General features: G+C 38.0%; 29 protein-coding genes and 1 other annotated feature. Of the genes, 1 reads left to right on the plus strand and 28 read right to left on the minus strand.

Annotation, left to right across the window (positions count from 1 at the left end):
- Positions 1-178: 178 nt before the first annotated feature.
- Positions 179-1,453, minus strand: a complete 1,275-nt coding sequence (locus KC820_RS04440) for an ArsB/NhaD family transporter (protein ID WP_212368519.1) — start codon at positions 1,451-1,453, stop codon at positions 179-181.
- Between the two features lie 99 nt (positions 1,454-1,552).
- Here KC820_RS04440 and KC820_RS04445 point away from each other — a divergent pair, with 99 nt between their 5' ends.
- A complete protein-coding gene (locus KC820_RS04445) occupies positions 1,553-1,927 on the plus strand; it encodes a TIGR04086 family membrane protein (RefSeq protein ID WP_212368522.1) in 375 nt (124 codons plus the stop codon).
- Positions 1,928-2,040: 113 nt separating this feature from the next.
- On the opposite strand, the gene yajC is transcribed toward KC820_RS04445, so the two are convergent.
- The 27 genes from yajC to KC820_RS04580 all read right to left on the minus strand — a co-directional run bounded on the left by yajC (position 2,041) and on the right by KC820_RS04580 (position 25,182).
- Positions 2,041-2,304 carry a preprotein translocase subunit YajC gene (yajC, locus tag KC820_RS04450; protein ID WP_212368525.1) on the minus strand — a complete coding sequence of 88 codons (264 nt, stop codon included), beginning with the start codon at positions 2,302-2,304 and terminating at the stop codon, positions 2,041-2,043.
- Between the two features lie 15 nt (positions 2,305-2,319).
- The gene (gene tgt, locus KC820_RS04455) at positions 2,320-3,456 is read right to left on the minus strand and encodes a tRNA guanosine(34) transglycosylase Tgt (protein ID WP_212368528.1); all 1,137 of its coding nucleotides are present in this window, start codon (positions 3,454-3,456) and stop codon (positions 2,320-2,322) included.
- Positions 3,457-3,490: 34 nt separating this feature from the next.
- Positions 3,491-4,519, minus strand: a complete 1,029-nt coding sequence (gene queA, locus KC820_RS04460) for a tRNA preQ1(34) S-adenosylmethionine ribosyltransferase-isomerase QueA (protein WP_212368532.1) — start codon at positions 4,517-4,519, stop codon at positions 3,491-3,493.
- Between the two features lie 28 nt (positions 4,520-4,547).
- The gene (locus tag KC820_RS04465; RefSeq protein WP_212368534.1) at positions 4,548-4,748 is read right to left on the minus strand and encodes a DUF2905 domain-containing protein; all 201 of its coding nucleotides are present in this window, start codon (positions 4,746-4,748) and stop codon (positions 4,548-4,550) included.
- A complete protein-coding gene (gene ruvB, locus KC820_RS04470; RefSeq protein WP_212368535.1) occupies positions 4,749-5,747 on the minus strand; it encodes a Holliday junction branch migration DNA helicase RuvB in 999 nt (332 codons plus the stop codon).
- A gap of 12 nt (positions 5,748-5,759) precedes the next feature.
- Positions 5,760-6,371, minus strand: a complete 612-nt coding sequence (gene ruvA, locus KC820_RS04475) for a Holliday junction branch migration protein RuvA (protein ID WP_212368537.1) — start codon at positions 6,369-6,371, stop codon at positions 5,760-5,762.
- A gap of 127 nt (positions 6,372-6,498) precedes the next feature.
- The gene (locus KC820_RS04480) at positions 6,499-7,218 is read right to left on the minus strand and encodes a YebC/PmpR family DNA-binding transcriptional regulator (protein WP_212368539.1); all 720 of its coding nucleotides are present in this window, start codon (positions 7,216-7,218) and stop codon (positions 6,499-6,501) included.
- A 22-nt stretch (positions 7,219-7,240) separates the two neighbouring features.
- On the minus strand, positions 7,241-7,999 hold the full coding sequence (locus tag KC820_RS04485; protein ID WP_212368541.1) for an SDR family NAD(P)-dependent oxidoreductase: 759 nt from the start codon (positions 7,997-7,999) through the stop codon (positions 7,241-7,243).
- A gap of 63 nt (positions 8,000-8,062) precedes the next feature.
- Positions 8,063-8,530, minus strand: coding sequence for a YhcN/YlaJ family sporulation lipoprotein (locus KC820_RS04490; RefSeq protein ID WP_212368543.1), 468 nt, complete (start codon positions 8,528-8,530; stop codon positions 8,063-8,065).
- Positions 8,531-8,620: 90 nt separating this feature from the next.
- Complete coding sequence (locus tag KC820_RS04495; RefSeq protein ID WP_212368545.1) at positions 8,621-9,115, minus strand: LysM peptidoglycan-binding domain-containing protein; 495 nt, start codon at positions 9,113-9,115, stop codon at positions 8,621-8,623.
- Positions 9,116-9,252: 137 nt separating this feature from the next.
- Positions 9,253-10,542 carry a GTPase ObgE gene (obgE, locus tag KC820_RS04500; protein ID WP_212368547.1) on the minus strand — a complete coding sequence of 430 codons (1,290 nt, stop codon included), beginning with the start codon at positions 10,540-10,542 and terminating at the stop codon, positions 9,253-9,255.
- An 8-nt stretch (positions 10,543-10,550) separates the two neighbouring features.
- Positions 10,551-11,036 carry a Spo0B domain-containing protein gene (locus tag KC820_RS04505; RefSeq protein ID WP_212368550.1) on the minus strand — a complete coding sequence of 162 codons (486 nt, stop codon included), beginning with the start codon at positions 11,034-11,036 and terminating at the stop codon, positions 10,551-10,553.
- Positions 11,037-11,199: 163 nt separating this feature from the next.
- Positions 11,200-11,490 carry a 50S ribosomal protein L27 gene (gene rpmA, locus KC820_RS04510; protein ID WP_144087585.1) on the minus strand — a complete coding sequence of 97 codons (291 nt, stop codon included), beginning with the start codon at positions 11,488-11,490 and terminating at the stop codon, positions 11,200-11,202.
- Positions 11,491-11,504: 14 nt separating this feature from the next.
- Entirely contained in the window at positions 11,505-11,837 is a 333-nt protein-coding gene (locus tag KC820_RS04515; RefSeq protein WP_212368553.1) for a ribosomal-processing cysteine protease Prp, read from the minus strand.
- 11 nt (positions 11,838-11,848) lie between these two features.
- Positions 11,849-12,157: a 50S ribosomal protein L21 gene (gene rplU, locus KC820_RS04520; protein ID WP_144087587.1), complete on the minus strand. Its 309-nt coding sequence runs from the start codon at positions 12,155-12,157 to the stop codon at positions 11,849-11,851.
- A 12-nt stretch (positions 12,158-12,169) separates the two neighbouring features.
- Positions 12,170-12,246: a sequence feature (ribosomal protein L21 leader region), on the minus strand.
- Positions 12,247-12,285: 39 nt separating this feature from the next.
- A complete protein-coding gene (locus tag KC820_RS04525) occupies positions 12,286-13,695 on the minus strand; it encodes a ribonuclease E/G (protein ID WP_212368556.1) in 1,410 nt (469 codons plus the stop codon).
- A 15-nt stretch (positions 13,696-13,710) separates the two neighbouring features.
- A complete protein-coding gene (locus KC820_RS04530; protein WP_212368559.1) occupies positions 13,711-14,541 on the minus strand; it encodes a site-2 protease family protein in 831 nt (276 codons plus the stop codon).
- Positions 14,531-15,244, minus strand: coding sequence for a M23 family metallopeptidase (locus KC820_RS04535; protein ID WP_212368562.1), 714 nt, complete (start codon positions 15,242-15,244; stop codon positions 14,531-14,533). The genes KC820_RS04530 and KC820_RS04535 overlap by 11 nt, the downstream gene beginning before the upstream one ends.
- A 526-nt stretch (positions 15,245-15,770) precedes the next feature.
- Positions 15,771-16,568 carry a septum site-determining protein MinD gene (gene minD / locus KC820_RS04540; protein ID WP_144087591.1) on the minus strand — a complete coding sequence of 266 codons (798 nt, stop codon included), beginning with the start codon at positions 16,566-16,568 and terminating at the stop codon, positions 15,771-15,773.
- The gene (gene minC / locus KC820_RS04545; protein WP_212368565.1) at positions 16,561-17,241 is read right to left on the minus strand and encodes a septum site-determining protein MinC; all 681 of its coding nucleotides are present in this window, start codon (positions 17,239-17,241) and stop codon (positions 16,561-16,563) included. Before minC ends, minD begins: the two co-directional genes overlap by 8 nt.
- A gap of 49 nt (positions 17,242-17,290) precedes the next feature.
- Complete coding sequence (mreD, locus tag KC820_RS04550) at positions 17,291-17,812, minus strand: rod shape-determining protein MreD (protein WP_212368568.1); 522 nt, start codon at positions 17,810-17,812, stop codon at positions 17,291-17,293.
- 1 nt (position 17,813) lies between these two features.
- Positions 17,814-18,677 (minus strand): rod shape-determining protein MreC, encoded by an 864-nt coding sequence (gene mreC, locus KC820_RS04555; RefSeq protein WP_212368571.1) that lies wholly within the window; start codon positions 18,675-18,677, stop codon positions 17,814-17,816.
- A 15-nt stretch (positions 18,678-18,692) separates the two neighbouring features.
- Complete coding sequence (locus KC820_RS04560; protein WP_212368574.1) at positions 18,693-19,733, minus strand: rod shape-determining protein; 1,041 nt, start codon at positions 19,731-19,733, stop codon at positions 18,693-18,695.
- Between the two features lie 559 nt (positions 19,734-20,292).
- Positions 20,293-21,015 carry a RadC family protein gene (radC, locus tag KC820_RS04565; protein ID WP_212368577.1) on the minus strand — a complete coding sequence of 241 codons (723 nt, stop codon included), beginning with the start codon at positions 21,013-21,015 and terminating at the stop codon, positions 20,293-20,295.
- A gap of 114 nt (positions 21,016-21,129) precedes the next feature.
- Positions 21,130-21,930 carry a hypothetical protein gene (locus KC820_RS04570; RefSeq protein ID WP_212368580.1) on the minus strand — a complete coding sequence of 267 codons (801 nt, stop codon included), beginning with the start codon at positions 21,928-21,930 and terminating at the stop codon, positions 21,130-21,132.
- A 229-nt stretch (positions 21,931-22,159) separates the two neighbouring features.
- Positions 22,160-23,872, minus strand: coding sequence for a sensor domain-containing diguanylate cyclase (locus KC820_RS04575; RefSeq protein WP_212368583.1), 1,713 nt, complete (start codon positions 23,870-23,872; stop codon positions 22,160-22,162).
- 17 nt (positions 23,873-23,889) lie between these two features.
- On the minus strand, positions 23,890-25,182 hold the full coding sequence (locus KC820_RS04580) for a bifunctional folylpolyglutamate synthase/dihydrofolate synthase (RefSeq protein WP_212368587.1): 1,293 nt from the start codon (positions 25,180-25,182) through the stop codon (positions 23,890-23,892).
- Positions 25,183-25,231 lie beyond the last annotated feature (49 nt).

Genomic DNA, 25,231 nt, shown 5'->3' on the forward strand with positions numbered 1-25,231 from the left:
TTTGATCACCCAAAAAAAACACCGACCGAAGTCAGTGCCTGTTCATTCATCTAACCATTATTTCCTTTGAAAATACGCACAGGAGAATTTGACCGTCTCCACACCACATGTGTATGCATTTTCTTTATGCTACCATAGACGTTTCCAATCAATTAGTCATCTGGTTTGTATATTAAACTTAAAAATACCTCACGTATAGATAGATGGATGATAAAATCATCGAGATTATTACAATTAACATTCCGTATGCCATAAATGTAATAAAACGTATTTTTATTTTGTGTGTACTCGCTATTCCAGCAACGACGACATTCGCTGATGCTCCCAATAAAGATCCATTCCCCCCTAAACAAGCACCTAGTGCTAATGCCCACCACATCGAATCAGTAGCGACTATTCCATATTGCTCAAATTCAAACAAGACTGGAATCATTGCAGCGACATAGGGGATATTATCCAAAAATCCAGATAGCAATCCAGCTGACCATAAAATGTACATGGATGACGTCATAGGATCGCCACCTGTAATCTCTAAAAAGCTTTTTGCCATTTTATCGATTAACCCAACTTCCTCTAAGCCACCGACGAGAACAAATAAGCCGATGAAAAAAAACAGAGTCGTCCATTCCATTTTTTCAAATACGGTTTCTGTCATTTTATCTTTTTCCGATAAAAGTAATAGAAGTAAAGCCGAGCAGAAAGCAATCGTCGTCAATTCGATGTGTAAAGGACCGTGAAATGTAAATCCGATAATTGTTAAACTAAGAATTATTAGAGATTGATATAATAATGGCGTTTTTTTCAGTACATCTGATGGGTTGATTTCTCTCGTCGATGTAGCTGATTTCTGTTGTCGTATCTGGTTTCGGAATAGGAGTAATAACACCCCCATGACAACAGTGAAAATGATGAGAATAATAGGCCCTAAATGAATGATAAATGAAATAAAGGTAAATCGTTCTACAGCCTGTCCAATCATAATATTTGGAGGATCACCAATCATCGTCGCTGTTCCACCAACATTCGAAATGATGATGACCATAATTAAGTATGGTATCGCGGGAAGATTTAATTGCTTCGTCATATTGATGATGACAGGAACCAGAAGAAGTACAGTCGTGACATTGTCCAGTAACGCAGATCCGACCGCCGTCATCACACCAATCCACAAAAATAGTGGAACCGGCTTACCATTAACCTTTCGAATCATCCAAAGTGATACAAATTCAAATACACCTGTTTTTTGTGTTATTGATATGAGTACCATCATGGAAAATAATAAAACAATCGTACTCCAATCAACATATGTTGATAGTGCTTCATCTACACTAAAAATATTGAATAAAATAAGGATGGCAGCTCCACACAATGCGACAAGAGCCCGGTTTATTTGATCCCAAAGCAAAAAAATATAACTGATGATGAATACAACTAACGTAATGACTAGCTCCATATTCTTGTCCCCTTTAATCTCTCTTATCAAATAAGTACGTCTTTTTGTATGGAAACATGCATAATTTATAGCAATAGTCTATTACGAGGGGGAACAAAAATGAATAATCGATTACGTGGTGTCTTATATGGTATTGCTACCATACTCGTTCTCATGTTTTTATGTAGTCTAGTCATTGCTATGTTTGTTAAGTTTACGGATTTTTCAAGTTCGACATTAACATGGACAACCTTTGTCGTAAGCATTCTCGTTTTAATGATTGGAGGATTCATCGCTGGGAGGAAAACACTTCATAAAGGATGGCTCACTGGGCTTTTAACTGGAGCTATTTACGTATTCGGCGTCATGTTATATCAATTTTTAGCCTATGACTACTGGCTTGCCGACCGCCAAGCAACGTATTTTCTTATTTTTCTCGTTGCAGCCATTACCGGTAGTATGTTTGGTGTCAATTTTTCAAAAAATGAGAATTAAATATTCCTCTTACCATTTTTTCAAATTACTCATATTGTTTCAATTAAATACAAAGACAAATATAAATAAAAAACTGACCAATAAGCCTTGCTTATTGGTCAGTTTCTACGTTATTAACTATTGGTTTTTACTTCACGAACAGAAGAGCGATCGTATGTAAGTTTGTTTCCATCATTTACTTCAACCACGATCGTTCCCTCGTCTAATGCATGAATGCGGCCATGCATACCACCGATAGTGACGATTTCGTCACCTTTTTGAAGATTGTTTTGCATTTCTCGCACTTGTTTCTGTCTTTTTTGTTGTGGACGAATCAAGATAAACCAAAACAGTACAATGAACAATACAATTGGTAATAATCCTGTCAATGCTTCCATTTATATTCCTCCTTCCTAGAAGTTCTTTGCATTCGGTTTGTTAAAACCATATCGTTCAAAAAACTCTTCTCGAAAATCTCCCAAACGATCTTCAGCAATTGCTTCTCGCACTTGCTCCATCAATTTTACCAAAAAGTACAGGTTATGATAAGTAGTTAATCTTATTCCGAATGTTTCATTTGCTTTAATTAAATGTCGAATGTAAGCCTTTGTGTAATTTCGACATGTGTAACAGTCACAATTCTCATCGATTGGCGTAAAGTCTCGAGCAAACTTAGCATTTCGAACGACTAATCTTCCGTTTGATGTCATGCATGTTCCATTTCTTGCAATTCTGGTCGGCAATACACAATCGAACATATCGATGCCTCGAATTGCTCCATCAATCAATGAATCTGGAGACCCAACCCCCATCAAATACCTCGGTTTCTCATCCGGCAATAAGTGTGTCGTGAAATCCAACACGTTGTTCATAACATCTTTCGGTTCACCAACAGATAATCCACCAATAGCATAACCAGGAAAATCAAGTGACACTAAATCACGCGCACTTTGTTTTCGAAGCTCTTCATATTCCCCACCTTGGACAATACCAAAAAGCCCTTGATCTGCAGGGCGCTGATGAGCCGCTAAGCATCTTTCCGCCCATCGAGAGGTTCTTTCCACCGATTTCTTCATATACTCAAAGCTTGCCGGGTATGGTGGACATTCATCAAATGCCATCATAATATCAGATCCGAGATCATTTTGAATATGCATCGCCTTTTCTGGAGAAAGAAACAGTTTTGCACCGCTTATGTGGTTTCTAAAATGGACACCCTCTTCTTTTATTTCTCGCATGTCCGAAAGACTGAAGACTTGGAATCCACCAGAGTCTGTTAGAATCGGCTTGTCCCAATTCATAAACTGGTGAAGGCCGCCCGCTTCTTTTATAATATCTTCTCCAGGTCGAAGCCATAAATGATACGTATTTGATAATATGATGTTCGCACCGATTTCATTCAATTCTTCCGGGCTCATCGTTTTGACTGTTGCCAATGTACCAACTGGCATAAAAACAGGTGTATCAAAAGAACCGTGGGGTGTATGCACAGTTCCTAAACGTGCGCCTGTTTGCTTACAAACTTTTTTTAACTCGTAGGTGATAGCCATGAACTCTCTCCTTGATATCGAATTTCAAAAATGATTAATAGATAAACATTGCGTCACCGAAGCTGAAGAAGCGATAAGACTTCTCAACTGCTTCTTTGTATGCTTTCAATGTTCGCTCTTGACCTGCAAATGCACTGACTAACATGATCAACGTCGACTTAGGCAAATGAAAGTTCGTGATCATTGCGTCGATCGCTTGGAATGTGTACGGAGGGTATATAAATATATCCGTCCACCCGCTTCTAGCCTCGAACATCCCTCCTGTATCACGAGCGATTGTCTCTAATGTTCTTATTGAAGTCGTTCCAACAGCAATAACGCGATTTCCTTTTGCTTTAATATCATTGAGCGTCGACGCAGTCTGTTCGTCCAACCGATAGAACTCAGCGTGCATCTCATGTTTTTCAATATTATCCGTTTGAACAGGTCGGAATGTCCCTAAACCAACATGTAATGTAACATAAGCGATGTGCACGCCTTTTTGCTCTATTCGTTCAAGTAAATCCTCTGTAAAATGCAACCCTGCAGTTGGCGCCGCTGCTGATCCAACTTCTTTTGCATAAACCGTTTGATAACGATCTTGGTCTTCTAATTGCTCTTTAATGTAAGGCGGTAATGGCATTTCACCAAGCTGGTCAAGAATCTCCATAAATATACCTTCATAATGAAAACGAACGAGTCGCCCGCCATGCTCTTTTTCTTCGAGACACTCAGCTTTTAATATGCCATCACCAAAATGAATCCATGTTCCTGTTTTTACTTTCTTGGCAGGCTTCACGAGTACTTCCCAATCATCTCCATTTACTTGATGAAGTAATAATAACTCCACTTTACCATATGTGTCTGCCTTATAACCCATTAAACGAGCTGGAAGTACTTTTGTGTTATTTAAAACAAGGCAATCACCAGGATTCAAATAATCAATGATATCTGTAAATTGCTGATGATGAAATTGGTCTTTCCCTCTATCGATTGTGAGCAGTCGCGAAGCCGAACGATCCTCAAGTGGTGTTTGTGCAATTAGTTCTTCTGGTAAGTCAAAATCAAATTCGTTTATATCCATGCTTTTCCTACTTTCTATTCATTACCGATTACTTAAATTTACCAAAAAAATAAAAAATAAGTGATAAGATAATACTAATGATAATGGAGGTCATGATTGGTAAATAAACAGTCGTGTTACCTTTTTTGAATACAAAATCACCTGGAAGCTTTCCAATCGCTGTCCAAATGATGCCAATGATTACTAATACAATGCCTATTAGAATTAGAATTTTTCCTAGCCCATCCATTTAACCATTTACCTCCCTATTGAAGTGACGGTAGGCTTCAAATGTGGCTATCCGCCCACGTGGTGTGCGTTGAATGTATCCTTTTTGTAATAAAAAAGGTTCATAAACATCTTCAATAGTTTGAGATTCTTCTCCTATGGTCGCTGCCAATGTTTCTAACCCGACAGGACCGCCTTGAAACTTATCAATAATACCTAATAAGTATTTATGATCAATATGATCCAACCCCGCTGCATCGACTTGTAGCATATTCAATGCTTCTCTCGTGATGTCCACTGTGATTGTATCCATGTCATTCACTTGAGCTATATCACGCACCCGCTTCAGCAAGCGATTGGCAATACGAGGTGTACCACGTGAACGAGAAGCAATTTCATCCGCCGCATCGTCTTCAATCTCCATCTCAAAAATGTCAGCTGTCCGTTTAATGATATGGCTAAGATCTTTCTCTTCATAAAACTCCAAACGGCTCAATACACCGAACCGATCACGTAGCGGGGCAGAAAGTAATCCAGCACGAGTCGTAGCACCTACCAGCGTAAATGGAGGCAAATCTAACCGTACTGAACGTGCACTATCTCCTTGACCGATTACAATATCTAAAAAGAAATCCTCCATCGCCGGATATAGGATTTCTTCAACAGCGCGAGGCAGACGATGAATCTCATCAATGAACAATACATCTCCTGTTTCAAGAGAAGATAAAATTGCTGCAAGATCACCAGCCCTTTCAATCGCTGGACCTGAAGTCGTTCTAAACTGTACACCCATTTCATTGGCAATAATTGAAGCTAATGTCGTTTTACCTAAGCCTGGTGGGCCATATAATAAAACATGATCCAATGGCTCTTCACGCATTTTAGCCGCTTCAATAAATATACTTAAATTTCGTTTTGTTTTTTCTTGTCCTATATATTGCCTCAAAACTTGAGGTCTTAAACTTTGTTCTACCTGAAGATCATCTTCTTGGAGATCTCCAGAAATCATCCGATCATCCATCATTCCACCCACTTACCGTATTAGTAGTTGCAACCCTTTCTTCACGACATCGTCTGTTGATTCAAGGTTTTCAGCCTTAAGTTTTCCCTCAATGGATTTGATTTCTCGGTTGGAATATCCGAGGGCTCTTAATGCCTCAATCGCCTCATCAACATAAGGACTCGTTGCGTGGATCATATGAATTGTTTCTGTTGTTTTCGAATTTTCGCCGTGATAAGTCAGCCACTCTGTCACTTTCCCTTTTAAGTCCAATATCATCTGACGTGCCGTTTTCTTTCCGACGCCCGGAAACTTAGTCAAGAATTTTTCATCCTCTTGCTCAATAGCTTGGGCAAATTCTCTGACAGGCACTTGTCCAATAATTACACTGGCACTTTTAGGTCCGATTCCTGATACTTGAATTAATTTCTTAAACAAGGATTTCTCTTCTTCCTTTTTAAATCCATATAACATATGTAAGTCTTCACGAACATACTGATATGTATAAACCTTTACTTCTTGTCCTAATGACTCTTGAAACTGATAAGGATTGGCACAATATATTTCATAGCCGATTCCTGCCGTCTCAACGACTAAAAAATCTTCTTCAATTTCCTCTAATTTCCCACGAACATAAGCAAACATGAGCTTCTCTCCTATCTTGAACAAATGTTCTATCTCTAGTTTAACACGGAAACCAATCCTTGTGGCTTTATATGAATGATTGAAAAACCAGTCATGATTATCTAAGAACCATAACTGGTGTTACGTTTTATTTCATATTGTGATGCACATCTTGTACATCATCAAGATCTTCAAGCATATCGATTAGCTTGTTCATCTTTTCTTGATGCTCATCTGATACCTCTGCATCTGTGTCAGGAATCATCGTCAATTCAGCAGCTTCCAAAGGATAATTTTCTTCTAATGTCTTTTTACACGACTCAAAATCTTCGACGGCTGTGTACAATTCGAAGACTTCCTCATTGGATTCGATTTCTTCACAGCCAGCTTCAATTGCTTCTAACATAAATTCGTCTTCATCAACCGACACATTTTCTTGTGCGATTACGATATATCCTTTTCGTTGAAACATAAAAGCGACACAACCATTTTCACCTAGGTTGCCATCATTTTTGGAAAAAGCATGTCTGACCTCCGAGGCTGTCCGGTTTCTATTATCCGTCAACACATCAACCATGACTGCAACGCCTCCAGGACCATACCCTTCGTACGTCGTCTCTTCATAATTTTCGCCCTCTACATTTCCTGCTGCTTTCTGAACTGCACGATCGATATTGTCTTTTGGCATGTTATTGGATCGCGCCTTATCAATTGCCAAGCGAAGCGCTGCATTCGTTTCCGTATCTGTTCCACCTTGCTTTGCAGCTACAAAAATCTCCTTCGCCAATTTCATGAAAATCTTTCCCCGTTTTGCATCTTTGGCATTCTTTTTATGTCTAATATTATGCCATTTTGAATGTCCTGCCATAAAACTCCTCTTCCCTTCTCGATTAATCGACTAAATCATATACGCGATATACTCGACCGCTTTCAATTGCATTTCGTTTATGGATTAATTGAAACAATAATTCAGCCACTTCATTTGGGCTTCGTAGCTGCCCTTCTTGCTTGAACTGCTTAAATTTCTCAACATCTTTAAAGTCTTGTGTAGATGAACTGCGAATTTCAGTTTGCATTTCCGTGTCCATGATTCCAGGACTAAAAGCGACGTGTAATTCATCCAGTCCAAGCTCATCAGCCTCAGCAGCCGCAGTCTGTGTAAATAAATTGATCGCAGCCTTCGTTGATCCGTAAACACTCCATCCATACGTACTACGTTCAGCAGCTCCAGAAGTAATATTTACGACTGTAAGCGGCACATCATAAATCGCTTTTTTCAATTCATTAAGAAGAATCATCGGTGCCGCCGTATTTAATGACACATGTTTTGAAATTTCTTCACTATCCATGCGACCGACAGGGCCAATCGGTGAAACCATACCAGCATTATTAATCAACAAGACCTCATCTAGTGATTCTGCTTCAATAATTTGTGTAATTTTTTTTGAAACCGAAATTACGGATTCAGGATCACTCAAATCCGCCGCAAAATGAGTATGCGTTAATTTTTGTGCTGAGGCTTCTTGTTGCAATGAAGATAGCTCAGGCTTTCTAGCTACCGTAATGAGATGATAACCCTTTTTCAGTGCAAGTCGTGCAGTTTCATCACCCAATCCTCTTGAAGCACCTGTAACAATAGCGAATTTCATGTCGTTTCTCCTCCCTTTTTGTATTTATTTTAGAAAAAATCAATCAAACGTTTGATGAACTAATCATTCTATCCTCGAATCATAGTAATCAGGATCGACATCCACAATTATATCAGAACGACCTGTGATTTTTTCAACAATATCTTTGACACGTTTGACTGTTTCCTTTGGTTCAGAACGGTTTTCTAAATTAATCGCAATGTAAATTTTATCTTCTGTAATAGCCAGGCCTGCCTGCCGAACTTCTTCTAATTGCATCAATTCGTAATAAATTTGGCGTTCGGTTTTATTTCCAGGTCCTTCTGAATCACTTGTGTTCTCGTTCGAATTATCCATTGTTCGTTCTAAATTTTTTTGCTCATAATATTCAGTGGGGTTCGAATATAAATTATAACGGATTAACTCCTCATCTGTCACCTCTTCGTCCTTTTGAAACGCACCATCTGCTTGCTTATCCTTTTCTGGATTGACCCAAGTACAACCAGTCGCAATAATAGCTATCAGGATGAATAAAAGAATTTTTTTGACCATTTAAAAACACCTCCTTTTGTTAGTTTGAGAAAGGAGGTGTTAACCATACATTTTATGAGGTGAAAATTGATGGAAAAACACTCAGCTTACTTAAAAAGAATAAACGTAACCCATACACGGATTATAATATACCATAGGTTGCTGTTGTGCAGGATAGTACGTGTCATGAAGAAATGTCATATCTGTATACAGCGGTTGAGTAATCGGTGAATACTCTTCTAGGTTCTTATAAGGATAGTCATGGCTTTCCATTGACTGGTAACCCCATACATGTTCATCTTCTTGAATGTTCGGAAGATAGTCTGCAGCTCTTTCAGGAGGTTCCAAGCGAGACAACTGATCTTTCATTAACTCTTGGCTCTCAACGAGACCTTCTGTAGGGTTATTATGTTTGGGTGCTTCGTCAGGTGTAGGCTCTTCTGGTTGCTTGTCACGCTGGATGGGAACTCTCAATTTCATTCCTTGCATCAATTCATATGGATCTGCAATTTGTTTGTTCATACGGACAACTTCTTGAAAGGAAAGATCATATTTCTCTGCGATCGACTTGATTGTTTCACCTCTTCGTACAATATGAATTCTCATCATAAATGACTCCTTTCGTATCAATCTATACATAGTTTATGCAAGATGACAAAAAAATTGAGTCAATCGCCTGGAATTCATTGAATGTGTCAGACATAAAAAACTGTACCCCTAGAAAGGTAGGTACAGTTTTTTCATTACTCAACAAACTCAAATTCAAAATCGAGTAAGCGTACGGTATCTCCATCTTCTGCCCCTCTTTTACGAAGTGCTTCATCGATTCCTAAGTGACGCATCTGTCGAGCAAACCGGCGAACGGATTCATCTCGGTTAAAGTCAGTCATTTTAAACAATCGTTCAATTTGAGGGCCTGATAACACATAAGCGCCGTCCGGATCCCTAGTTATACGGAAGCTTTCATCGTCTTTTTCATGACGATAGATGACACGTTCATCTTGAAGATCTTCTTGTTCCGTTTCAAATGTATTTTTCGGAATTTGTTCTAACGTATCCGCAATTGCATATAGAAGTTCGCTTAACCCTGACTTCGTCAAAGCTGAAATTGGGAATATTTTCTGTGATGTGTCGAAATGCTCTTTAAATTGTTCAAGCTGTTCTTCGGCTCCAGGCATGTCCATTTTGTTTGCAACAATGAGTTGAGTACGTTCCATCAGACGTTCATCATATTGCTCAAGCTCTTGATTAATCGTCTGATAATCTTCATAAGGATCTCTTCCTTCAGCTGCGGACATATCGACCACATGAACGATTAATCGTGTGCGCTCGATGTGTCGTAAAAATTGATGTCCTAATCCAACACCTTCATGTGCACCTTCAATCAATCCTGGTAAATCCGCTATCACGAAACTTCGATCATCTTCCGTACGGACCATACCTAGATTAGGATTGAGCGTCGTAAAATGATAATCGGCAATCTTAGGCTTTGCAGCGCTGACGACAGATAATAATGTCGATTTCCCAACACTTGGGAAGCCAACTAATCCAACATCTGCTAAAACTTTTAGTTCGAGTTGTACATACAACTCTTCACCTGGCTCACCATTTTCAGCAATCTCAGGTGCACGGTTCCTTGCATTACTAAAGTGGATATTTCCACGTCCACCACGTCCGGCTTTTGCAATGACTGCTCGTTGCTTATGTTCAATTAAATCCGCAATGACTTTCCCGGTATCTGCATTCTTCACGGTAGTCCCTGGGGGTACAGGAACGACGAGCGGATCAGCGTTTTTGCCGTGCATACTTTTGTTCATTCCATTTTCTCCGCGAGTTGCTTTAAAATGTTTTTGATAACGAAAGTCCATTAATGTATTCAAACCTTCATCTACTTCAAAAATGACATCACCGCCACGGCCACCGTCACCCCCGGCTGGACCACCCATTGGTTCATATTTTTCTCGTCGAAAAGCAACAATTCCATTACCACCATCGCCTGCTTTAACGAAGACTTGCACTTGATCTACAAACATTCTCTCACCTACTTATAACGATATTGAAAAATAATTTCTTGCAAATCATTTTCCTCTTCGTTTTCTGAATCATTCTGTTTATCTTTTTCCACATTTGTAACAATATAATCAATTTGAATTTCTGGTTGATACGACAGTTGAATCGATAATGAAGTATCTTCTTGGGCGAGTTTTTCGACTTTATCGATCACCGTTTGAACATCTTGACACATCTCTTGGTCATAATTTCGAAGGGACTGCGACTTACCAATTGTTTGATATTGTAATCTAATCTCTGGGTGTTGTATTTTCCACAATAGAATTAAACTGACATACGCTGGTGCATCTAATGATTGTAACACTCTTTCTGCATTTAGTTCACCAATGAAGCGATTTAATTTTTCAATTGATGCCTCTTTCATATTCATACTTTGATATCCGTGAATTACTTGCAGTTCATTCAATAGCTTATGGCGATAAAGCTTCATTATCTTTAAAAAAGATTCCGTATCCATTGTAATCACCCATTTGCGATTTTTCTCTATTTTAACATAAATAAGAAAAAACCTTCTCGCTCGTCGAAGTAATCGCCTGTTTGCACATATAGTAACAAATTCTATTAGACCAAAAAAACTGGTCCAAAAGGTTATCTTTTGAACCAGTTCTTTATGTGTATGATTAAGCTTCTTGAACTTCTGGATGAACACTGACTTTCTTACGGTCACGTCCATAACGTTCGAATTTAACAACACCGTCAATTTTAGCAAAAAGCGTGTCATCACCACCGCGACCAACGTTATCGCCTGGGTAGATTTTCGTACCGCGTTGACGATAAAGAATGGATCCGCCAGTTACAAATTGACCGTCTGCACGTTTCGCACCAAGACGTTTGGATTCTGAATCACGACCGTTTTTAGTACTACCGGCACCTTTTTTCTGTGCGAAGAACTGAAGATCTAAACGTAGCATGTGAAAGCACCTCCTTATTGAGTAGATAACTTTATATATTCACCGTAATCATTTTCAATCGTTTGAATAGACACAATCATACCTTCAAGCAACGTTTGGGCTTTAGTAAATGATTCATCATCCATCTGTGATGATAATGTCATTTTTAAATAGCCACCTTTTTCACCTTGCTCAATTTCAGGTTCGACATTACACAATGAAATAATTGAATTAATTGCTCCGAACGATACAGCAGAAGCTGCTGCACAGACCAAATCGTGCCCATACGGACCGCTATTGGCATGTCCGGATAATTCAAAGGAAATAATTTCATTTTGATCGTTTCGTTCAACGATAACTTCTACCATCGAATTCTTCCTTACAGACTAATGTTTTTGATAGTAACTTTTGTGTAAGGTTGACGATGACCTTGTTTACGCTTGTAATTTTTCTTTGGCTTATATTTGAAAACAGTGATTTTACGTCCTTTACCCTGTTTCTCAACAGTTCCAGTAACGCTAGCACCATCTACGAATGGAGCGCCCACTTTTGTTTCATCTCCACCAACGAAAAGTACTTTGTCAAAAGTAACTTCATCACCAGCTTCACCGACTACTTTTTCCAAGTAGACCGTTTGGCCTTCTTCAACTTTAACTTGTTTACCACCAGTTTCGATAATTGCGTACATTCTTGCACCTCCTCGTTTACTTAGACTCGCCATAAAGGTACTCATTCAAGATGAGTTTAAAAACCTTTTCTGCGCGGTTGCAGCAAATTGGTGCGACAATTTGCATAACAATAAAACATTACCATACACTAAATCAGTTTGTCAATCGGTTTTCCTTCTGCTTGAAGTTTTTCTAACAACCAATTGACATCCCCTATTTTAAATAATTTGAATGGACTTTGTAAAGAGGAATCTGCATGAATGACTAAAGAAAACGTAAATTGATGATTCTGATGTAACTTTCGTATAGCTTCCTTCACATAGACGAGGTTATCTGGTTCGACGGCAACTTCTATACAATCTACTCTTTCAGCCTGATAAGCTAATAATTCATCTTCTAACTGATGAACGATAAATTGTTCTGAATGCTGAATTGTCGGGTTTTCAACTTGGAAATAGTCATAAATACTCTCACCTGCTCGCTTCGCCGTCAATTCCATCAATCCAAGCTTCGTCATGCCGGCTACTTGAATCGGTAAGTTCCATTGTTGAATGGTATCTTTAAGAAGCGTCTCAACAGACTTACGATTTTCCTTTTGTTTCAAGTTGATAAAATCAATTAATATAATCCCAGAAATTTTTCGGAAATTTACTTCTTTTAAAGCCGCAATCGCTGCCTCTTTGTTAACCTGATGAAAAAACCTCTCACTCACCTGATGACTTCGTGAATGAGCAGTGTTTACATCGATAACCGTCATAGCTTCTGTACGATCAATCACCAATTCTGCTCCACTATCCAATTTCACTTTTCGAGCAGTGAACTTTTCACTAAACTGAGTCCATGTAAAAGGTCGATGTCGATAAAAATGTGCATCAAACTGAATGCGTTCGCTTACTTCACAAAACTTTTTGCGTAACAATCTAGCATAGTTAACATCATCACATACTATTTTATCTATAAATTCAATTTCGTTTTGTAAATATTCGTCCCAAGAATTCTTTTGCCGAACGATAATCCCCAATTTCTGTTTCACTTGTTGTTGAAGCTGTTTCCACTTAGATTTTAGATCATTAAGTGATTCAACGAGTTGCTCGTCGGTCAAATGCTGTGCTGCTGTTCGAACGAGAACACCTTCATATTCGCTTAAATGTTCTTTAAGTAACGTGTCGATATCGCCTGCTTTTTGCTTTGGCATTTTTGAAGAAATTTTTAATGTCGATTCATTTGGAAAAAATACAATATAGTCATTTGATAGTTCAAGTTGACTGCTAACTGTCATTCGTTTTGTATTGGTCGCCGTTTTTTCGACCTGTAACAATAGACGCTTTCCTTTATAAATAGACTGGGATTGTTTATTTAATGGCATATAAGCCCTCGCGTTTCCAAGGTCGATAAAAGCGGCTTGAATACGAGGATCAATATCTTGAACAACACCACTCACTAAATCACCTATACGATAGGCTGATGCTGTTTGAAAGAAAAACTGAGTGACATTTCCATTCGCCAACTCCAAACAATATTGTTTGGCTGTCTTGACCTGTAAATAAACCGTTCGCATGTACTTGTCCACCAATCATGTTTTTGGGGGCACCGCCGAAAATAACAAAGATAGATAATCGTCTTCTGATAATAAGCCTTGATTTTCAATCTGGATGAAATGATAGTGGTTTTTCCTGAATCGCTTCATCATTTCTTGAAGCGAAGTTTGTATTGGAAACTCCAATTTATGAATTTTGTTGCGATTAACTGTTGGATACATGTACCTCGCAAGCATATGCTTCATCAAGTAAAGATAATGACGTTTATACGTAAGCCAATTATCTAGCCATAGGATTGTAGATAAGACAATTAGTGGCGGACTAACCCATCCATTTAGTAGCAGTATACCATTTGCAATGACAATCATAAATATCGAGAAGCTTGTCGACAAAAGTATTGAACGATGAAATGGTATCCAATGACTGAGCATAAAAAATAGAAATCTTCCTCCATCGAGAGGGAGAATTGGCATTAAATTAAATAGAAGAAGGATTGTATTCATCCAAATGAATTGATCGAGATAATAGTCTGGGACCGAAGTAAATGATAGGAGATGAATGACACCAAAAACCCAAATGTGTTGGACCGGCCCAGCGATAGTGACCCACAACTCTTCATGCGTTGGACGGTTATAAAAATCCTTTGTTTCCATGACGCCTCCAAATGGCCAAATGACTAACCGAGTCACTTCCCATTGAAAATATTTTGCGACAGCTAAATGCCCACATTCATGAATGAATATGAGCATAAACAAAGCAGCCATCTCGATAAATAAACCGAAAAAGTAGCTGAGCAATAATAAGATTAACAATAATGGATGAACTTGAATGACTGATAATACAGAATGAATGGTTTTAATATTCATCCTTGCCCTCTAAAATTTCTTGTAATGGATTCAAGTACTCGGTTCCATCTTGGATTGCAAAATACAATGCTGATGTACCTAGCTCATCTGGTTTCACAGTTCCAATCGGTTGATTCGCGGGGATCGTTTGATAGTGAAATACCTCTATTTCATCCAATTGACCATAGATTGATTTTCGACCATCTTCGTGTTGCAACACAATCGTTCGTCCTGTATCTGGTTTGTTCCCTGCGAATAATACAGTTCCTTTTTCTAATGCATATACAGACTCTTCTGCAGAAACTTCAATATGTATACCTTTTCCTTCAGATGTGATACGTTCTTCGTCCAGTCCTGAAACAGGTATAGATAAGATGTTGCCAGATAGTTCATTCGGTTCAGCTTGATCAAATCCCAAGGAAACAAACGTACCTCCGAAATGAGTCTCATACCAGGAATGCATCGTGGCGAATGGTAAATCTTCCGTTAATGCATAATGAACTGTTTCTTTTGATTGTTTAATGATTGGTAATTCCGAGTTGTAGACGAGAAATGTAAGAAAGAAGATAAATACGGATAATAAAAACTTCGGAAACCAAGTTGATTTCAGTTGGATTGTTCCCGGATTGCTCGAATTGGATAGCCCATTTGGCTGATTTCCATATCGCTCATCATCACTTAACAACGGAGAATGATTGATACTAATTTTCGTTCCTGTTTTCATGTTCTTTCGATGAACGATATTTTTTCTTATTTCGTCTAATTTTTTGCTCATAATCATCCGTCCTTTTTTCTTTTGTACTAGCCTATTCGGACGGGCTATCAATTATGATTATGTTCATATGTAATCGTTCATAAAGTTATAAGTGGTTCGAAGGCAAATGTCAGGGAGGCTGGGACAAAATCCTTAAGGTTGCTTCAGATAAGAGCATTTTAATTTAGTGATGTAAAAATACTCGCATGTAAAAGGCCAAGTGAGTGTTTCGGAGATTTATATGGGAAGAACTAACGGCTTCTCGATTACTTTTCAAGTTATGAATCACTTTGTTTGCGTATCGAGACGGCTTCTCGATTACTTTTCGAGGTGCGAACCACTTCGTTTGCGTATCGAGACGACTTCTCGATTACTTTTCAAGGTGTGAATCATTTTGTTTGTGTATCGAGAAGGCTTCTCGACAGCGGGTGCAGCCATCTCCGTATAAACAAAAACTCCTTCACACAAATATAGTGAAGGAGATAAGTATATCAATTTAGCTTTTCATTCCAAATATCTTTTTAACTTTGGACATAAATCCTTTTTCTTCGTCGAATGACATCAACGGAACAGATTCACCTAAAATTCTCCGAGCTATATTACGATAGCTAATCGATGCTTTCGTGTTTGGTTGGAAAGCAACAGGCTCACCATGGTGTGAAGCTTTGATTACATCTTCATCGTCTAAAATAACACCAAGTAAATCGATGGAAAGCGTTGAAACAATGTCATCTACACTTAACATATCACCACTATCAATCATGTGCTTTCGAATACGGTTAATAATCAAATGAGGATCATTCAATCCTTCTTTTTCCAACAGACCGACTATACGATCCGCATCTCGCACACTTGATTTCTCTGGCGTCGTTACGACGATTGCTTTGTCAGCTCCTGCCACTGCGTTAGAAAAGCCTTGTTCAATTCCTGCCGGACAATCGATTAATATGTAATCGTAATCAGGCTTTAATTGCTCAATCAAGTCTTTCATGGCTTCAGCAGTAATATCATTTTTATCATTGGTTTGTGCTGCCGGCAACAAGTGCATACAATCGAACCGTTTGTCTTTCACCAATGCCGTTTGCAGTTTACAATTTCCATCGATCACATCAACGATATTGAAAATGATTCTATTTTCCAACCCTAATACTACATCCAAATTACGTAAGCCGATATCTGTATCAACCAGACATACCTTTTGATCTTTTAGTGCTAACGCAGTTCCAATATTTGCAGTGGTCGTCGATTTTCCGACACCACCTTTTCCGGAAGTAATTACGATTGCTTCACCCATTCTCGATACCCCTTTCCAATCGATCGATGAGATTTCGTCGTACCTTTGGCAAGTAGTTCACTTTCTCTACTTCTATCATATCATTTTCGAGATTAATATAAGCAAACTCGCGATTCGAGCCTTCGACATCATAATCTGGAGACCGACTGATTTTATTGGCAATCCTTAGTTGACTTGGATTCATATAGGAAGCTACGATGACGCATTCCTTATTACCATTGGTACCTGCATGAGCGATTCCTCTTAGTTTCCCAAAAACATAAACATTTCCGGTGGCCATCACCAACCCACCAGGATTAATATCCCCAAGAATTAGAGCGTCACCTTCTACCTGATGAACTTGTCCAGAACGAACGTTTCGAATCGCAGGTCTGACAGACATATTATTGATCTGTTTCGTCACTTCATCACTTGTCAGCACATATGATTGAAATTCCTTAACACGATAGCTACTACTTTTTTCTATTATTTCTCGAATATCTTTTTTCTGTTCTGCTCGCAAGTAACGATATTGACTATGTAAAATCAATTCGGTACGGTCTTCTTTATTACTGTTCTCAAGCTTTTTGTTCAGCTCATTCAACAGTTGTTCAAATGAACATTCGTCATTCAAATAAACCGTTATGCCTTCCTGCGTTCCTTTCATCAGAACAACTTGTTTACTATCATTCAAAGAGGATCGCCCTCCAATCTTTTATCTCTCAATCTATTTTACCAAAGAATCATCGTTTCGGCTGTTCTTTCCATTTCGTTAATTTTTTTGAGAAATACGGAAAAATCAATAAGAAAAACAATAGATTCATTAAGACCGTCGGCGTTAACCGTTCCATCAAGTATTCTTTAACCGGTAAATCAATGACACCAATTAAAAAATAGGTTCCATAGATTAAAAATTCACATACAATTAATGCGTAAAACACTAGAAGTAAAGTAACTAAAAAATTAACATGTAATAACTTCTTAAACAAGTGAACGCCATATAAGGAAACTCCATAAGCAAATAAATATACGCCTAATAAGTCTGTATAAACTAATTCAGAAATAAAAGCAAATATAGCGCCATAAAAAATTCCCGCATAACTATGTTCTTTATCGTAATACAGAGTAATAATGACCGAGAAGACTAGAACCCAGTGAGGTATGAAATATAATTCCAATAAAATGTTATTCGGCAAAAGCTCCGTTGCAATACTTTCTGCAATCAATAAAACAAAAAGAATGAGAGGAAGGAATAAACCTTTCATATTATTCTTCCTCCTCATCGATTACTGGAGAATGTAAGTCTCGATCTACTACCATCAAGTGATTGATATCATATAAATTAGCGGCCGGTTTGACATAAGCGATTTTAGTCAACCCGTATTGGTCCATTTCAACACGTTCGACAGTACCTATTAATAATCCTTTCGGAAAAACACCACCTAAGCCTGAGCTTACAATGGTTTGGCCTTCTTCAATATCATCTTCATTTTCTAAATCACGGAAAATTAAAGATTCAGTTTCTTCGTCATATCCTTCAATTAATCCAAAAATCGGCTTTTCTTGGTCAACCTCAACACTGATTCGATTTTGTTCATCAAAACCACTTAGTAATTGAACAGTAGATGTTAACTGAGACACTTCAATAACTTTTCCGACCATACCTTCACCATTTGTCACGGCCATATTTCGCTTAATCCCATGTTGCTGCCCCTTGTTAATAGTGACATGATCAAACCATCTTTCAGGACTGCGTGCAATTACTGTTGCTTTCACCTGGCTATAGTCGCTTAACGACTCTTCCATATCAGCTAACGCTTGTAAATCTTTATTCTCTCTTTTTAAATCGTTTAATTGAAAAGCTTGAGCTTTGAATGATTGTAATTCCTTTTTCAAAAGCTCATTCTGTTCATATACATCCTGCACATCGTCGATATCTTCAATTATATCCATCACGAAGTTAATCGGTGTATAAATGATATTCTGAAAGAAACCGACTGTATCCAAAACAAAATCGCTAACCATGTTTGTATTGGACTCCGTCCGCATCGAGTATCCAATCAATGCGACAATAATGATTAAACCTGTTAATAAGACAATTAATTTTCTTTTTCGAAAAAACGAAGGCATAGAACTAGCACCTACTTAACTTAATGTGTTTCGTTTTGCGACATGTGGAGAGCGTTTAAAATATTCAATGTGTTCCAAAGCTTTCCCTGTACCAATTACAACAGAATCCAACGGTTTATCAGCAATGAATACAGGCATATTTGTTTGTTCACTAATCACTTCATCGATTTTATTCAGTAATGCTCCGCCTCCGGTTAACACAATTCCATAATCCATGATGTCAGCGGCTAACTCTGGTGGAGCTTTCTCTAATGTTTGCTTTATTAACTCGACAATTGCATCGACAGTTTCTTGGATCGCATAAGCAGCCTCGTCATTCCCAATTGTAACTGTTTTTGGCAAACCAGAAATGAGGTCTCTACCTCGTACATCCATTTCTTCATTATTATCTAATTTCTTCGCAGATGCAAGTTCTGTCTTTAACATCTCGGCTGTCGATTCACCAATTAATAAACTATATTTTTTTCTAATATATTGAATGATTTGTTCATCCATTTCATCGCCGGCTGTTCGAATCGATGCACTCGTAACCGTCCCACCCAAAGAGATGATTGCTACTTCTGTCGTGCCACCACCGATATCAACAATTAAACTTCCGGTTGGCTCCCATACTGGTAAACCTGCACCAATAGCTGCTGCAAAAGGTTCTGATATTGGCAGTGCGTGTTTCGCACCTGCTTGCCTCGTGGCATCTAAAACTGCACGCTCTTCAACCATCGTGATTCCCGAAGGTACACAGACGATAACGTTTGGCTTTCTTGAGAAGAAGGTAGGTTTTCCTTGTGCTTTATGGATATAATATTTCATCATCTCAGCTGTTGTATCGTAATCAGCTATGACCCCATCCTTCATCGGGCGAATGACTGATAATCTCCCAGGTGTTCGACCAATCATTTGTTTTGCTTCATTTCCAACTGCAATAACTTCATTTGTATAATTATCTTGGGCGATCATTGAGGATTCGCGCAAAATAATTCCTTTTCCTTTTAAATAAACCAATGTATTGGCCGTACCTAAGTCAACTCCAAAATCTCTCGTAAAAATCGATGTTGCCATCTTGATCGTCCTTTCTTCATCCCTTTTTATTAAAAGGGTACGTTCCGCTCGTATCAAACATGAATAAGCGCCTCAACAAAATGATCATTTGCTGGTAGGCGCTTAGCTATCCATTTTGTATTTATATTATACGCAATTCTAGTGAAAATAGATAGGTTAATGAGACTCATATTTCCTTGTTTTTATTGTCAATTAAATGAAAATTTTCGTACTGAAAGGGAAATAATAGAAAGGAAGGTAAGATATTGTGAAGTTCTATAAAAACAGAAAAGCATTCTTGAAAAAAAGCTTGGACAAATGACCTTTAATTAAGGAGAAATTCGAATAACTATTCATAAATGTACGAATCAGTTCGAATTATTTATTAGCGTAGGAAAAACACGAAGACTCCTGCGGGATGAGAAGCCTAGGTGAGACCCCGCAGTACGCAGTACGAGGAGGCTCAGCAGCGCCCGCGGAAAGCGTAGTGTTTTTCCGAAGCGATGGACGACGATTCAAATATATTGTTCGGATTAGAGAGTTAATTTTTAGTTATGTCTCAGCTCATTCGTGAAAAGGATCATACATATCCTTTTTCTTTCAATGAGACATATTTACGATCACCAATCACCAAATGATCAAGGATTTCAATACCTACTAATTTCCCTGCTTCACATAATCGCTTGGTCACTTGAATATCTTCCTGAGATGGTGCGGGATTTCCAGAAGGATGGTTATGCGCGCAGATAATTGAAGCAGCAGAACGACGAACTGCTTCTCGAAAAACCTCACGTGGATGAACAATCGAAGCATTCAAGCTTCCGATAAAGATGGTTTGTCTGTGGATAACGGTGTTCTTCGTGTCCAAATATAAGCATACAAAATGTTCTTGCTTTAAGTGCCTCAGTTCGTCCATGATATAATTGGCTCCATCTTCTGGACTCCGAATGACATATCGATCAGTCACTCTAAAGTTATGAATTCTTCGCCCCAGTTCTAAAGCGGCTAGCAAGTTAATCGCTTTCGCTTCTCCAATTCCTTTGATGGTAGTTAATTCATTAATCGTTGCATCCTTCAATAAATAAATTCCTTCAAAATGCTTTAATACTCGAATAGCTAATGACATGGCCGAATTTCCTCGTGTTCCACTACCGATTAATATTGTCATTAATTCTTGATTAGACAACGCTTCAGGTCCAGCTTTCATCAAACGCTCTCGAGGTCGATCATCTTTTGGTACATCTTTGATTAATAACGATTCGGTTTCCAAAACATTCGCTCCTTTCAAGATTACGCTTATCATTGTATCTCGCGTTTATTGAAAATACAAAACGCGAAAAAGCAACGAATGCATTGGAATGGATCAGTTATTATCACTTTTTAACACAAACCGACGTGTTTAAGGAAGATAAGTTCATTAAGGAAGTTCCGCGAGAAAGAACGACAAGCATAATTGCATTGTCTTTTCAGTCATAAAGTCATCACCGGATTCATTCGTTAACTGAGATAGCTGCTCAACAAAAGGGCTCGTCTTAAATCGATCGGGCATTTGTTGTATCCATTGACGAAAATCCTCTTTAGAAAAGCTACCAACCAATGTTTCTCCTTTTTCCAACCATGATTGTTCATCATCAGACACTTGTGTTTCAACAGCAGCTAATTGCCAATCCTTCACAAGAAAGTCTTCTAATCTTACTAGTCCCTTGTTTTCAAGCCAATCGATCGATTTTGATTCTTGCTCACTTGATGTGATATAACCTCCAACGACATAATATTGACCTTCCTTTTCTACATAAAATACTGGAACACCAAAAGTTTGTTGAATTGAAGCTATATGCTCCTTCGCATTGTCTGTTGACGAAAAAATACCGTATTGAATCAGTTGAAATTGCTGTCCGTCCATAGTGAAATTTGAATTTCCTTCTGCTTCATCTGAATTATCGTCATCCGTTACGTTCGAAACAGGTTGTCCACCTGATTCTGCAGGGTCATCAGCGGTATAATCTGAAAAGAAATACATTAAACCTGCCCCAAATACAAGTCCAAGCACAATGGCAAATAAAATAGGTTTTAACCATTTCGATAATTCCACATTTTGAAAAGAAGGCTTTTTCTTTTGCTTTGGGGTGAGAAAATGTTCAAGATCATGTTTTCTTTGATGATCATCATAATCATCAGATTTTGTTATAGCTACTCTTACTTTTCTTTCTTCTTCCATGCTCTCTACCACCTTTGTTACTAGTGATTCTCATCCTAGCACAAACCTATGAAAAAATAAGTGGAATTTTGTCTATTGAATAGCAAAGATTTTCGACATCATTATTAACTATTTAACTCTGTTTAATTAAGGTGTGTGTTTTCATGGTGTTTTAGTAGAAGAACAAAGACACCGTCTGATGATTAACGATTTTAATCACCACACGGTTGTTTTATATGATTATTTTTTTCTATACAATTGAAGCAACTTTGTTTTTCCCACTTCGTTTCGCACCAACATACATCGCGCGATCTGCCTGACGGATTAATTCATTCGGAGAATCACAGTGATCTGGATAAGTAGCAATACCTAAGCTTGCTGTTACAGCGATCGCTACCGGTATACCATCCTCAATATGTTTCATTAACACAAAAGGTTTAGAAGAGATGAGGTAGCGAATTTCTTCAGCTAATTCACGAATCTTCTCATGTTTCATCCCCTTGACCAGAATTGTGAATTCTTCACCGCCATACCTAGCAACAATTCCTCTATCACTAATGAAGTCTTCTAATCGCCTAGCGAGCTCTACCAACACTTCGTTACCCGCTTCATGCCCATATGTATCATTTACGGATTTAAAGGAATCCAAATCAATAATGATAATGGAGAGGTTTTCATCTATCTCTTTGGCTTGCAAATCAAGCGCATATTGCTCAATATGATCCGTTAAATAACGATAATTGTATAAATTCGTCAATTGATCGTGCAAACTTTTTCGTCTTTCTCGTTCATAGTGTCTCGCATTCTCCATCGCGACGGACAAAAAGTTTGCTAGAATTTTCATAAGCATTAAATGATAGTCCTGATAAGCACGTCGACTTCGGTCACCAATGACCAACACACCCACTACTTGTTCATTTCGAATGATCGGTACACCCAATACACTCTGAACGTCATTCGGTAAGCTATTCTGAGTGAATTGGTCTAATTGGGCACGTGTATTAAACATGATTGCCTTTTTTTGCCCATGGACCTTCCCAATAAATCCACTGTTAATCGCCATAACTTCATCTGGATGCTTAACTGTCTGTTGATCCTTAACAAACCGAATCAGAGTCAACGTTTGACTGGCATTTGAAACATCGTAAATGTAAATGAAACTTGCTGGAAGTAGTTTGCACACTTCTTCAACAAATGAGTCTAACACATTCTTAACGTTTAATTTCTTCGATAATTCTTGTCCAATATCACTCGTTCTTCGTAGATAATGATTCACTCGACGCCCATTGTAATAAAGGCTAATAGCGATAGATAAGAGAATGAACGGAATTCCAACGAAATAGATCGCAGCTATTTTGAGATCGATATAAAGTAAATAAAGGACTAGACCTAACGGAAAGACAATTAAGGTTAAAAAAACATCCGCGAATAGTGACTTTCCTATTTTCATGTGTCTTTGTTCATAAAAGAATATATTTAAAATAACTAATACAATTTGATTTAATACCAATCCTGTTACGATATAACCGACTAATGCAATACTTTCAGTAGTCGTATTTAACTCAAGCACCCCGTGTTCGCCACCGAGCCAATAATAGACAGCTGCTGAACCGATTGACGTAATTAACATCATCAGTGAGTTACTAGCAATACGAAATGTTTCGTCTTTACTGATGCGAAGCTTATAGATCAATGTCAATATAGCTAGCTGAGTCAAAATAATTTCTGCAAATAAACCAAAATATAAAAAGGCAGCAAAACTAATTCCATTTGCGACAAAAATGGAAATTGTACCGACTTGTATAGGAAAATAGGAAACTGCACACATAATTAATGCGAATGATACTAAATCAGCCCATTCCCCAGTATATGATGGCTCAAATGTCGTATATACATAAAAAATGGAAGTTGGAAATACAACCAACCATATAAGCCATATTACAAGCTGTTTTTTCTTTGACATGGAGGCTTCCCTTCTCCCTACTTATGTTGTAAAACGTAAGCTCTCACTTGAGAAACAAAGTAAAGCGAACCCGTTACGATAAGTATATTGTCGTTCGATTCATTTTCAATGAATTGCTCAATTACTGTTTGCCAATCTTTTATTACACGTGTGTGACTTTTCTGGAAATTTTGATATAGTTCATTGTACTCATAGCTTGTTGAAAAGTCAAACGGTGTTAACGTAATTTTGGGAAAGTTTTGTTTAAGGTAATTAACCATTTCATCGATTGGTTTATTTTTTATGACAGATAATAAAATGGTGACTTTATCCGGTGGCCACTGACTCTTAATAGCGGAAACCATTTGAGTCATTGCCTCGTAATTATGCGCGCCGTCTAGAATAATTTTTGGTTGATCATGGACGACCTCTAGGCGGCCCGGCCATTGTGATTGAAATAGGCCTTTTTTAATTTCCTCATCGATTAGCTTGAATTTTTCTTTATTACTGATTAACATTAGCGCAAATAAAGCAAGTGTAGCGTTTTCAATTTGATGATTCCCTTTCATGCTTAGCTCCAGATTATGCAAACACTTATCTTCAGATAAAAAGTCAAATGACTCTCCCCAACCAGAATAATTATTTACTTGGTAATTATAATCGTTTCTTAATTGATAGAGTGGAGCGTTTTTTCGCTTTGCTTTCGATTCGATTACATCAAGAGCTTCTCGTTGATAGACATTCGTCACAATCGGTATTTCTTGTTTGATGATGCCTGCCTTTTCATAAGAAATCTCCTCAATTGTGTCCCCGAGTATATTTGTATGATCCATACCTATGGATGTAATTAATGAAAGAATAGGCGTAATAACATTCGTAGAATCCAATCGTCCACCGAGTCCAACCTCCATAATACCAAAATCAACATTTTCTTTTTTAAAGTGCATTAAAGAGATAACGGTAATAATTTCAAATTCTGTTGGTGCGCCTAATTCTGTATCACTTAATTGTTCACAGATTGGCTTCACTTGTTCGACATAGCTCGCTAGTTGCTTTTGATCAATCGGATAACCATTAATCGAAATACGCTCTTCAAATCTTTCAATGTAAGGTGAAGTAAAAGTTCCTACTTTAAAACCATGACGTTGAAGTAAATTGCGCAAATAGGTCACAGTAGAACCTTTACCATTCGTTCCACCAACATGAATAAGCTTCAACTCTTTCTCAGGATGTTCTAAACGTTCTAATAACTGGTGAACTCGATCCAACCCAGGTCTAATTCCGAACTTTAATTGCTGATGAATCCATTCGATTGCTTCGTTTCCATTCACTTTGTTCATCCTTTTGATATTTTTATGTATTTAAAATAACATAAACTGC

This window comes from Allobacillus saliphilus, from assembly GCF_018138385.1.
Taxonomy (GTDB): domain Bacteria; phylum Bacillota; class Bacilli; order Bacillales; family Alkalibacillaceae; genus Allobacillus; species Allobacillus saliphilus.